This is a genomic window from Nocardioides pini (assembly GCF_026712185.1).
GTDB lineage: Bacteria > Actinomycetota > Actinomycetes > Propionibacteriales > Nocardioidaceae > Nocardioides > Nocardioides pini.
This window is the reverse complement of sequence record NZ_JAPPUX010000001.1, coordinates 476,201-488,409: the sequence shown is the minus strand read 5'-3', so window position 1 is coordinate 488,409 and position 12,209 is coordinate 476,201. Positions and strand designations below refer to the sequence as shown.

Genomic DNA, 12,209 nt, shown 5'->3' with positions numbered 1-12,209 from the left:
TCAGGCCCCCACGCGGTCGGTCGGCGGGGCGACGGCGTCGAGCAGGCGCGAGATGACCGTCTGGACGTCGACGCCGCTGAACTGCGCCTCGGCGTCGAGCAGCATGCGGTGCGACAGCACCGGCTCGGCGAGGTCCTTGATGTCGTCGGGCACGACGTGGTCGCGCCCGTCGGCGGCGGCCCACGTCTTGGCGACCCGGACGAACGCCAGGCAGCCGCGGGCCGACAGCCCGAGCTTGACGTGCGGCTGCCGGCGCGACTCCTCGGCCAGCTCCGCGACGTAGCCGACCACGGCCGGGTCCACGTAGACCTCGTCGGCCAGGCCGCTCATCTGCGCGATCGTGGCGGCGGTGATCACGGGGGTGACGAGGGCTGCCCGGTCCCGGACCGCCGCGTTGTTGAGCAGCTCGACCGTGGCCTGGCGGTCGGGGTAGCCGACCGAGGTCTTCATGAGGAAGCGGTCGAGCTGGGCCTCCGGCAGCCGGTAGGTGCCGGCCTGCTCGATGGGGTTCTGGGTGGCGATCACGAGGAACGGCCTGCCGACGGGGTGGGCGACGCCGTCCACGGTGACCTGCCCCTCCTCCATCACCTCGAGCAGCGCCGACTGCGTCTTGGGCGAGGCGCGGTTGATCTCGTCGGCCAGCACGATGGTGTGGAAGATCGGGCCGGGGTGGAACTCGAACGTGCCCTTGTGCTGGTCGTAGACGGTGACACCGGTGACGTCCGAGGGCAGCAGGTCGGGCGTGAACTGGATGCGGGCGTGGCTGCCCTGCACGGTGTTGGCCAGCGCCCGGGCCAGCATCGTCTTGCCGGTGCCGGGGAAGTCCTCGAGGAGGATGTGGCCCTCCGAGAGCAGGCAGGTCAGCGCGAGCCGGACGACGTGGCGCTTGCCGAGCACCGCCTTCTCCATGTTGTCGGTGAGCTGGTCGAAGGTCGACTTGAACCACTCGGCCTGTTCGTGGGAGATGGTCAACGGTGCTCCTTCGTGGAGTGAAACGGATGCGAGAGTGCCTGGGCGTCCATGAAGTCACGGAGGCCAGGAGAAGGTGGTGGCCGAAGCCTTTCCGAAGACGCCCCGTCCGACGCACCGCACCGTGATGTTGCCCGACGGGTAGTACCACGGCGACATCTGCGTTGCGGAACCGCTGAAGGTGGGCCCGAAGTCGATCTCGCTGCCAAACCTGTTGGGGAACTGGTCGTTGTTGACACCGCACCTGACCGGCTCGTAGAAGCCGGAGACCGTGACCTCGACGAACCCGCAGCTCGCTACGTCGCATGGCGGGTCGTTGCCCTTCGCACAGTTGTTGCTCGGATCGGCGTCACCGTCGGTGCAGAACTGGCCCTTGCGCGCGCTGACTCCGGGCTCCGGCACGTCACTGCGAGCGGACGACTCGGCGTAGTCTTCGCCGCGCCCACCCGGCGAGGAGTCGCGCAGCCACACCTGGAGCCGGACGTCCTGCGCGAAGTCCTCGGTAGTCACAGGGATCGACTCACTGAATGCTCCGACTCCGGCGAGCGTGCGGACTTGCTCGCCACCTCCGTTGATGCGGTAGACGAGTTCGGCGGGGTCGCCGTTGCTGGAGCCTGTGACGGTCCAGGTAACAGTCTTGCCGCTGATGGCCGGGGCCGCGATGTCGTTGAGCATGCCGTCGAGGCGGCCGTAGGTCTGCGCGTTCTGCACTCCGCTCGCCGTGCACCCAGCCGGAGCCTTCTCGTTGCACACGCGCAGTTGCACCTGGTAGGGCTGCTCGTTTCCAGGAGTCTGGAAGCGGGTCACGTTGGTCCCGGTCTGCTGACCGAATGTCTTGACCACCGATCCGCCGACCAGGATCTCCACCTTGCTCACCGAGCCTCGGGAGTCCGGGACGGTGTAGCGCACCTGTGCCTCTTGGCTGTTTCCCGTGGCGACCAGCTCGAACGACCCCCACTGCGCCGGCCGGCCGACGGCCTCGATCGACGTGCCGACACTCGGCTGCGACCGCTTGCCCGGCTGGTCACCGGGCTGGTTGGCCGCGACGACGGAGTAGGTGTAGGTGAGCCCGTCGTAGGACACGCCCGCGTGGGTGCACGTCAGCGACGCGAGCCGCTGGCAGCCGGGGACCGCGCCCGAGGACACGCCGTTGTCGTAGCTGACGGTGTAGACCGTCGGCCCCGGGCCCTCGGGCGACACCGCCTGCCACGCGATCCTGATGTTCGTCTGGGTGGCCCCGGACTCCAGGTCGGTGACGGTGGGGGCCGCCGGCGCCGGCGGCGTGCCGAGGGGCTGCATCGGCCCGGACTCGCGCGGGAGCGAGTAGCCGACGGCGTTCCGGGCCTTGACCGTGAAGGCGTACTGCTGGTTGTTGTCCAGCCCGGCGGCGGTGTAGGTCGTGGTGGTCCCGGGGACGCTGACGCCGGACGGGCCACCGGGCCAGCTGATCGTGTAGTCGAGGATCCGGGAGGTGTTGGTGGACGGCTTGTCCCACGCGATCGTGATCTGGCCGTCGTCGCGACCGGCCATCCGGATGTCCTGGACCCGACCCGGCTGCGTGTCGGCGCGGGCCGACCGGGAGAGCGCGCTCCAGTCGCTGCCGCCCACGCGGTTGAACGCCTGCACGCGGAAGCTGTAGTTGCCGCCGGTCTTGAGCCTGCGGAAGACGCACTCGTTGGTGTCGCACCGCTGCGTGGTGCGGGTCTTCTCCTCGCGCACCACGTAGTAGAGGAGCGGTGCCCCGCCGTCGTCGTCCGGGGGCGCCCAGCCCATCTTGATGGTGCCGACCTCGTCGGACAGGGGGTAGGGCCGCGGCTCACCGGGCGGCGACGGCGTGCCGATCACGCGGAACTGGATCCTGCCCTCGGCCGTCCGCGAGGGCGGTGGGTCGTCGTCGGACACGTCGCTGACGACCAGACGGAAGCTGGCCTCGGCGCCGCGCGTGTCGCGCTCGGCCGTCAGGGTGAGGCGACTCCCGTCCACGCTGGCCCTCACCCCGGGCGTCCCGGTGTTCTGCACCTGCACGATGGTGGTGTCCGGGTTGGCGACGCCTGCCTCGAGGTAGGAGGCGAGGTCGTAGGTCCGGCTCTGCCCGGCCTCCATCGTCTCGACGCGGATCGGGTTGAGGCGCGGCGGCGGGGCCTTGTCCAGCCGGAACCGCACCACCTGCGCGTTGCTCTCGCCGGCGCGCACCGTCAGCACGGCCTCGCCGCCCTCGGTGACGTCGTCGGAGGCCGTGACCGTCACGACGGAGCCCGCGGGACTGCTGACCTCGACGCCGTCGACGGCCTGGCTCCACTCGGCGGTGAAGTCGAGGTCGGCGGCGTCTCGGGGGTCGACGGTGAAGACCTTGCAGTACGTCGCGATGTCGAGGTCGTAGCGCTGGCCGGACGACATCGGGATGACGGTCGAGGGGCACTCGAGCGACGGGACGTCGTCGCCGACCACCACCGGGATCGACAAGATGGCGGTCACGCCGTCCTCGGTCGTCGTGGCGTCCTCGTTGCCGCTGGCGTCGGTCGCGGTCGTGACCTCCACGAGCACCGAGCCCGGGCCCCGGAAGCCGGCGGGAGCCGACAGCGTGAACCCGTTGTCACCGTCGGGACCGACCGTGAGGTCGGTGGGTGAGGCGGACCACGACCGGCGTCCGGACGCGAGGCGCACCTTGCCGCCGTCGGGGGCGGCGATGTAGTCGGAGACCTTGCCGCTCATGCTGCCGCCCGAGTCCAGCTCGATGAGCGACCCGGGCAGGACGTAGGGCAGGCCGTCGCCCGTGGGCGGGATGTAGACCGACGCGGCGGCGGTCGCACCGTCGGCGTCGCGGACCTGGAAGGGCAGCACCTTGGGCGCCTCCCCGCGATCGGCCCGGACCTGCGACGCCTCGACCACGCGGGCGGACGGGTCACCGGTCACGTCGACGACCTCGAGGTCCTCGGCGGCGCCGTCCGGGTCGTAGGCGCCCTCGAGGACGTCGACGACCACGCTCCCGCTGTCGTCGGCCCGGCCGAAGGCGTCGTAGACGATCGGGGGGTTGTCGTAGTCCTCGGCCGTGGTCAGCGTCATCGTCGCGCGCGACTCGTCGATGCCGTTGGTGACCCGGTAGACCAGCACGGTCGGCGGGGCTCCGGCGGAGCCGGGCGCCGGCACCGTCACCAGGTTGGTGTCGGGGTCGAGGCGGGCGCCGTCCGGGCCGTCGAGGATCTCGACCTCCACCGAGTCGCCGGCGGCGATGAAGTCGTTGGCGAGCGGGTCGAACGTCGCAGTCCGTCCCGGCTCGACGGTGAGCCGGTCCTCGACCGCGAGCGGCGGCTGGGGCTGGCCCGGCTCGACGACGGCCACCCGGACGGTGCCGGTCGCGAACGCGCCCTGGGAGTCGACGACCGAGTAGGTGAACTCGTCGGTGCCCACCGTGCGCGGGTAGGCCTGGTACTCGAGGAAGTTGCCACCCACGGCCTCGATCCGGCCGAGCCGCGGGGCGGACGTGATGCCCGTGACCGTGACGGGGTCGCCGTTGCGGTCGACGCCCACCGAGGGCATCCGGACCTTCACGGTGTCCCCCGAGACCACGCGGCCCTCGAGTGTCGGCGGCTCGGGAGCGTCGTTGGGGTCGTCGGCGGGCACCACGGTCACCTTGAGGGTGCCGTCCGCGCGCTTGCCCTCGAGGTTCTGCGCGACGTACGTGACCGAGTAGGTGTCGCGCTCCTCCACCTCCTCGGGCGCGACGTAGCGCACGACGCGTCCGGAGACGAAGGCCTTGCCGACGTCGCCGGTGACGTCGATGGGCGCGACCACCGCGAGCTGGCCCGGGGTGTCGGTGCTCGACAGGTCGTTGAGCAGCGTGAGGCGGTCGCCGGCCGGGGACACGTCGTTGTCGAGCACCGGGGCCGCGACCGACCCGCCGGCCCGCACCACGACCCTGTCGGAGACCGTGATGGGGGTGTTGTCCGCCGGTGCCGGGCGCTGGGTGACCACCACCTCCCCCCGGACGGCGGAGCTGGTGCCGTTGCTGATCGTGTAGGAGACGGTCTGCGTGGCGGGGGCGAGGTCGGGGCCGGTCGCGGAGATGCGCAGCCACCGCCCGTCGACGATCGCCACGTCGAGCTGGTTCGTGCGGTCGCCGGCGGCGCGCTGCACGACCAGCAGGCCGCCCGCCGGGTCCAGGTCGTTGGCCAGCACGTCGACGATCCCGGGAGCCTGCCCGTAGACGGTGAGCGTGTCGGGCATCGCGATCGGATCGGCGGCGCGCTTGGGCCTCGCCTTGACGTCGACGCGGACGGTGCCCTGGTCCAGGGGTGCGTTGCCGAAGGCCGCGTCGTAGCTGAGGAAGTAGGTGCCGGCCCGCTCGCCGGTGAAGGTCAGCTGCCCGGCGTCGAGGTCGGTGACCACCTTGGCGCCGGGCTGCTGCGGCACCTTGCCGCCCAGCGACAGCTCGGCGTCGGGCGCGTTGGGGTCGGAGCCGGGCAGGTCGTTGAGCAGCGGGCGGATCTTGATCGGCTTGCCGACCTCACCGCGTACGACGTCGGGCTCGGCCTGCGGCGCGTAGGACTTCTGGTCCTGGGGCGCCTGGACCTGGAAGCCCATCGACCTGGTGACCGCGGCGGAGCGCCCGTCGGTGACGGCGAACTCCACGCGCACGAGCTGGGGGCCCTCGGCGGGACCGGACGGGGCGGTGAAGCGGATCCGGCCGTCCGCCGTGGTGCGTGCGGCCGCACCCGTCTCGCCACCGCCGACGGCCGTCGCCGACTCGAGGATCAGCGTGTCGCCGTCGCGGTCGTCGCGCCAGTCCCCCAGCACCGGGACGGCGAGCTCCCCGCCGTGCGGCACCTTGTAGGTCGGCTTCTTCCACCCCTCGCGGGTGGTCGGGGGCTCGTTCTGCTGGGAGCCGCGCACCTCGACGTCGATGGCAGCGTTGGCCGACAGGCCGTTGCGCCCGTCGTCGATGAAGTAGTCGAACCGGGCGGGCCTGCCGTCCTCGGGCATCGCCAGGACCAGCGTCTGGCCGTCGGGGCTGATCTCGACGCGCGCCCCGCCGGACGGCTGGTCCACGTCGACGATGCTCAGCAGGCGACCGTCGGGGGCCGAGTCGTTGTCGAGCGGGTGGAGCACGGTCGTGCGCCCGGCGCGGACGCCGTACGAGTCGGGCTTCGCCCGGGGCGGACGACGGTCGGCGTCGCTCTGGTTCTCGTTCTCCTCGTCGTCGTCCTTGTTCTTCTTCTTCGACGTGAAGGCTTCCCAGTTGTCGATGCGGACCGGCTTGTCCTGCTGCACGTCCCAGACGGTGCCGCTGCTGGCGTCGTTGAGGACGATCTCGCCGCGGTTGACCCGGAAGGCGAGGTTGGTGGCGTTGCCCCCGAGGTCGTCCTCCATGACCTCCTGGGAGCCGCACTGCACGGCGACCGCGCCGAGCCCGCCGGACCAGGCGCCGTAGACGCACGGGCCCAGACGGACCGGCTCGACGGCGGAGGTGCCGGACCTGCCGGACACGGTGGTGACGTCGCCGGACCCCAGGTCCACGCTCAGCAGCCCGTCGGGCGCCCCGACCAGCACGGCGTCGTCGGCGGGGCCCGGCTGCTGGAGACGGCTGCCCGGCGTCACCGACACGGTGGCGCCGCCGACGACGCTCAGGACGCCGGCGTCGGCGTCGAGGGTGACGATGCGGTCGCCGACGGTGGTCACGTCGGACACCTGACCGGCGTCCCCCGACAGGTCGCGGGTGCGCGGCTCGCGGAAACCCGCGTCGGTCGGCGCGAGGGTGGTGACCGTGCCCTCCTCGGTGGAGGTCACCACGACGGTGCCCGACTGGCTCACGGTGAGCGCCGCGCCCTCGCCGGCCTCGGCGAGGGGCTCGGCCTGGCGGTCGACGGCGCTCACCACCGGCTTGCCGAGCTCGTCGTCGTACCGCACGGCCCAGACCTCGCCGGTCTCGGCGTCCGCGGTCGCGAGGGACCCACCGGCCATGTCCACGTCACCGGTCACCGGGATCGCGGCGGAGCCACCGTCCTGGGCCTCGAGACGGCTGGTCTCGATCACCTGGCCCCGGCTCGTGCCGGCGTCGAGGGTCACCACGGCGGCGCCGTCCTGGACCACGTCGAGGCGGGCCTTACCGGTGCCGTTGGGCACCACGCCGTCGAGCTGGTTGATCGGCTTGTTGAGCCGGCCGGACCAGCCCTTCTTGCCGTTGACCACCCAGACGCCGCCGTCGTTGAGCTCGGCCTCGTGGGTCTTGTATCCCTCGGCGGACACGGCGTAGACGACGACCGCGGTCGCCGCGACCGCCAGCGCGACGCCGGAGGCGATGCCTGCCCGGTGTCGACGCAGAGCAGTCACACGTGCCACGCCAGTCCCCCTTGGCCCCACGGATGACGTACGCCCGCCGCAGTCACCCGAGGAGGAGCGTATGTATGTCGCGGAGGTTGGGACAAGTTTCGGACAAATCGTGACCGTGTGCGCCGGACTGGCGTGATGGGTGATGATGGCGCCGTGGGCGTGTACGAGGGGAGCCGACGTTGAACGTGGAAGCGCGGTACGCCAGCGGGGCCGGCGTGCTCGTGGGCAGTGGCGCCCACTGGGTGCTGCTCACCGACCCCGGTGACGAGCGCGTGGTCCAGGACATCTGGGACGCGCTCTCCCTGACGGCCCCCTCGGGGGCCGGCGTCGCCGAGCGCGTGCTGGCGATCGCCGAGAAGGCGTTCGAGGGCGACCCGCCCGGTCTGGCCCTCGTCGACTTCACGTCGGGTGCGTCCACCACGCTGTCCCGCGGCGCCGGCCACGTGCGCCTCGCCGGGCCCGCGCGCGTGCTGAGCCTCGACGGCGGGGCAGACCCCGACACCCTCCTCCCCACCCGGCGCCTCCTCGGCGGGGTAGTCTCGGCGGACCGCGTGGAGCTGACGCCCGTCTCCGCCCGCACCGCCCCGGTCCACCGCACGCAGGAGAGCCCGCCGCCGGCGGCGGCCGCACTCATCGACGGCATCCCGGACGCGATCCTCGCCGCGAAGGGCCCCGACGGCCCTCCCCCGCGCACCCGCGTGCGCCACCGGGTCGAGGACACCGGCGCACTGGTCGACACCTCCGAGCCCGACCCGCTGATGATGCAGCGCATCGAGGAGGGGGCCCACACCACGATCCGGCCCCCGGCCACGACCGGCGGCGCGGCCGAGACCGACGACCACGACGGAGCGACGTCCCTGCGACCGTCCCACCTGGTCCAGAGCACCGCACCGACCGTGCTCGCCGTCAGCTGCCCGCTCGGGCACCTGACACCTCCGATCGCCCCCCAGTGCCGCGTGTGCCACCAGCGGGTCGCACCGCAGGAGCCGCGACGCGTGGACCGGCCGCCGCTTGGCGGGCTCCGCCTCCCGACCGGCGAGGTCGTCCCGCTCGACCGGGGCGTGATCCTGGGCCGCAAGCCGGCTCCGGCCGAGGGCAGCACCGACTGGCCCCACCTCGTCCACCTGCCCAGGGACCACTCCTTCGTCTCGCGGCGCCACCTGCAGATCGAGCTCGACGGCTGGGACGTCGTCGCCCGCGACCTCGACAGCCGCGGCGGCACCACGATCGCGCCCCCGGGCCGCGAGCCGGAGCGCATGCGGCCCGGCGACGCCTACGTGCTGGATCCCGGCACCGTGCTCGACATGGCCCACGTCTACAGCGTCCGCTACGACTCGGGGGCGGTCGCCCGGTGAGCGCGCCTGTCATCCCGGGGTTCGCGTTCGTCGAGCACCTCGGCAGCGGCGGCTTCGCCGACGTCTTCCTGTACGAGCAGCAGTGGCCGCGCCAGCGCGTCGCGGTCAAGGTCGTCCGACCCGACGTGCCGCTCACCGACCGGGAGAAGTACCTCTTCACCGCCGAGGCCAACGCCATGGCCCGCCTGGCCGACCACCCCTACATCGTCTCCGTCATCACGGCCGGGGTCACGGCGGAGGGCGGCCGGCCGTTCCTGGTGATGCGCTACTGCCCGCCGCCGGACCTCGGCGTGCGGGTGCGCGCCAACCCGATGGCACCGGTGGACGCGGTGTCCACCGGCATCAAGCTGGCGAGCGCGATCGAGACCGCGCACCGCTCGGGCATCCTGCACCGCGACATCAAGCCGAGCAACGTCCTCGTCACCAGCTACCACGAGCCGGCGCTGACCGACTTCGGCATCGCCGGCCACATCGCCGATGTCGACGGCGACCACGACGTCCGGATCTCCTACCCCTGGTCGCCTCCGGAGCTGCTCGACGGCCGGTCCAACGGCTCGGTGGCCTCCGACGTCTACTCGCTCGGGGCGACCATCTGGCACCTGCTCGTGGGCCGGTCGCCGTTCTCCATCCCGTCGGGCGACAACTCGACCCGTGCCCTCAGCGCGCGCATCCTGCACGCCGCTCCCCCGGCCACCCAGCGTCCCGACGTCCCGCCCGCGCTCGACCGGCTGCTGCAGCAGTGCCTGGCCAAGCGCCCGGAGCACCGGCCCGCCAGCGCGCTCGAGCTCGCCCGCGCGCTCCAGCGCATCGAGTCGGCCGCCGGCTGGCCGCGGACCGCGGTGGCGGTGGAGGGCGATCGGCCCGACGCCTCCGTCAGCGTCCCCGGGACGCCCGGCTCGTCCGGCCCGCCAGCCTCGTCCGGCTCGTTCGGGTCGTCCGGCCCGGCGGGGCCGGACGAGGACGCCACGGCGATGAAGCCCGTCACGGTGATCTCGGCGAGCGGCCCGCGGCGCATCGCGGCGCAGGGCCCCGCGCCGTCCCCGAACGCGGGCGAGGAGGAGCGGACCGGGTTGTCCGGCCTCGTCTGGGCCGGTGTCGGCGTCGCCGTGCTGGCCCTGCTGGTGGGCTTCCTGGTGCTCGGCGGCAACGACCGCGAGGAGGATCCCGGCGTCGTCGTGCCGACCGAGTCGCAGACTCCCGGCGACGTGATCCCCGACGTCCTCACCGAGGCGGTGTCGCTCACCGGGAGCCGGACCGCCCGCGGGGTGCTGTTCGAGTGGCGCCCGCCCGTGCCACCCGAGGCCGGCGACTCCTTCAGCTGGCACCGCGACGACACCGACGAGTACGGCAGCACGACCCGACGGCGCCTGCTCGTGCGCACCGACGAGCCGGTCTGCCTCGACGTGCGGATGACCCGCGGGTCGGACAACTCGCCCAGCGCGAGCCAGTGCGTGTCCTGACCCGCGGGTCCCGACGTCAGGCGGCGGTCAGCCGTCCTCCCAGTCGCGGCGCGGGCCGGTGGCCGCGTCCTGCTGCTCCGACGACATCCGGCTCGAGGCCCACAGCGAGAGCGCCGCGGTGATCGCCAGCGTGGCGACGATGACCACGAGGGAGAGCCAGATCGGGATCTCCAGCCACGCGTAGTCGAGGGGCTCACCACCGTTGATGAACGGCAGCTCGTTCTCGTGCAGCGCGTGGAAGAACAGCTTCACGCCGATGAAGGCCAGCAGGAACGCGAGGCCGTAGGAGAGGTAGATCAGGCGCTGGAGCAGGCCGCCGATGAGGAAGTAGAGCTGGCGCAGGCCCATCAGCGCGAAGATGTTGGCCGTGAGCACCAGGTAGGGCTCCTTGGTGATGCCGAAGATCGCCGGGATCGAGTCGAGCGCGAACAGCAGGTCGGTGGTGCCGAGGGTGAGGATCACGATGAACATCGGCGTGATCATCTTCTTGGCGTTGTCGCCCGTCACCAGCAGCTTCTTGCCGTGCCACTCCGACGTGGCCGGGAAGCGCCGCTCGACGAACGCGACGAGCTTGTTCTCCTCGAACTCGTCGTCCTCGTCCTCGGCACCCTCCTTGGCGAGCTTGACCGCGGTGTAGATCAGGAACAGGCCGAAGAGGTAGAAGACCCAGCTGAACTGCTCGATCGCCGCGGCTCCGACGCCGATGAAGATCGCGCGCATGACCAGCGCCATCACGATGCCGATCATCAGGGCGTACTGCTGGAGCTCCTTCGGCACGGCGAACTTGGCCATGATGATGATGAAGATGAAGAGGTTGTCGATCGACAGGGAGTACTCGACCAACCAGCCGGAGAAGAACTCCAGGCCGTGCTGGTGGTCCCAGGTGACCCACACGCCGATGCCGAAGAGGATCGCCAGCCCGACGTAGATCGAGAGGTAGGTCGCGCACTCCTTCATGCTCGGCTCGTGGGGGCGCCGGCCGACGATCACGAGGTCGAAGGTGAAGATGACGATCGTGACGGCGAAGGTCGCGATCCAGACCCAGGTGGGTACGTCCACGCTGTTGCTCCTAGGGATGAGGCGAGATCGGTGTCCGCGCAGCACGCGGACGCCAGAGGTCTCTTCCGCTCGCCCTGACTCGGCGAACCAGTGGCACCGGGCCCCGCTCGCGCGGACGCCGTACTGACGACACCACTGCTCAGGGAATACTCCCCTCCAACCGCGTCAGTCTGTCACGCGTCGCGGGGCGGGCGTGAAACCCCCTCGTCAGCGTCCGCCGAATGGGACGCCGAGGGCGGCGAGGCGTGACCGTCCGCCGTCGACCGCCGTGAGCACCCACGCGCCCTGCGGGGTCACGGTGAACGTGTGCTCGAAGTGGGCAGCCCAAGACCCGTCGACGGTCGCGACGGTCCACTCGTCCTCGAGCAGGTCGGTGTGCTTGCTGCCGAGCGTGACCATCGGCTCGACGGCGAGGGCGAGGCCCTCGACGATCGTGGGGCCCCGGCCGCGCCGCCCGACGTTGGGCACGTTGGGCGGCATGTGCATCTCGGTGCCGATGCCGTGCCCGGTGTAGTCCTCGAGGATGCCGTAGCGGCCCTGCGAACGGACGTGGGACTCCACGGCGTGGCTGATGTCGCCGACGCGGCCCCCGAGGCGAGCGGCCGCCATGCCGCGCCACAGGGACTCCTCGGTCACCCGCAGCAGCTCCGACACGTCGTCGCGCACCTCGCCGACGGGGACGGTGATCGCGGCGTCGCCGTGCCACCCCTCGACGATGGCACCGCAGTCGATCGAGATGACGTCACCCTCGGCGAGCGTGCGCTCTCCTGGGATGCCGTGCACCACCTCGTCGTTGACCGACGCACAGATGGTCGCCGGGAAGGGCGGGTGGCTGTAGCCCTTGAACGACGGCACTCCCCCGTGGTCGCGGATGTGGGTCTCCGCCAGCGTGTCGAGCTCGAGGGTGCTCACCCCCGGCCGCACCGCGGCGCGCAGCAGCTCGAGGGTCTCCCCCACGAGCAGGCCGGCGACCCGCATCAGGTCGATCTGCTCGGGGGTCTTGATCTCGATCCCGCGGTCCCGCAACCCCATGGGCCTG

Annotated in this window: 6 protein-coding genes; 2 read left to right on the top strand and 4 right to left on the bottom strand. The window is 71.9% G+C overall.

What is annotated here, in order from left to right:
* Positions 1-972 (bottom strand): AAA family ATPase, encoded by a 972-nt coding sequence (locus NYO98_RS02390; RefSeq protein ID WP_268109917.1) that lies wholly within the window; start codon positions 970-972, stop codon positions 1-3.
* A 54-nt stretch (positions 973-1,026) separates the two neighbouring features.
* Positions 1,027-7,305: an Ig-like domain-containing protein gene (locus NYO98_RS02385; RefSeq protein ID WP_268109916.1), complete on the bottom strand. Its 6,279-nt coding sequence runs from the start codon at positions 7,303-7,305 to the stop codon at positions 1,027-1,029.
* Positions 7,306-7,481: 176 nt separating this feature from the next.
* Here NYO98_RS02385 and NYO98_RS02380 point away from each other — a divergent pair, with 176 nt between their 5' ends.
* The gene (locus NYO98_RS02380) at positions 7,482-8,651 is read left to right on the top strand and encodes an FHA domain-containing protein (RefSeq protein WP_268109915.1); all 1,170 of its coding nucleotides are present in this window, start codon (positions 7,482-7,484) and stop codon (positions 8,649-8,651) included.
* Positions 8,648-10,111 (top strand): serine/threonine-protein kinase, encoded by a 1,464-nt coding sequence (locus NYO98_RS02375; protein ID WP_268109914.1) that lies wholly within the window; start codon positions 8,648-8,650, stop codon positions 10,109-10,111. The genes NYO98_RS02380 and NYO98_RS02375 overlap by 4 nt, the downstream gene beginning before the upstream one ends.
* A gap of 27 nt (positions 10,112-10,138) precedes the next feature.
* On the opposite strand, the gene NYO98_RS02370 is transcribed toward NYO98_RS02375, so the two are convergent.
* Together NYO98_RS02370 and map are read right to left on the bottom strand one after the other, a co-directional pair.
* Positions 10,139-11,170 carry a TerC family protein gene (locus tag NYO98_RS02370; RefSeq protein ID WP_268109913.1) on the bottom strand — a complete coding sequence of 344 codons (1,032 nt, stop codon included), beginning with the start codon at positions 11,168-11,170 and terminating at the stop codon, positions 10,139-10,141.
* 207 nt (positions 11,171-11,377) lie between these two features.
* Positions 11,378-12,202 carry a type I methionyl aminopeptidase gene (gene map, locus NYO98_RS02365; protein WP_268109912.1) on the bottom strand — a complete coding sequence of 275 codons (825 nt, stop codon included), beginning with the start codon at positions 12,200-12,202 and terminating at the stop codon, positions 11,378-11,380.
* Positions 12,203-12,209 lie beyond the last annotated feature (7 nt).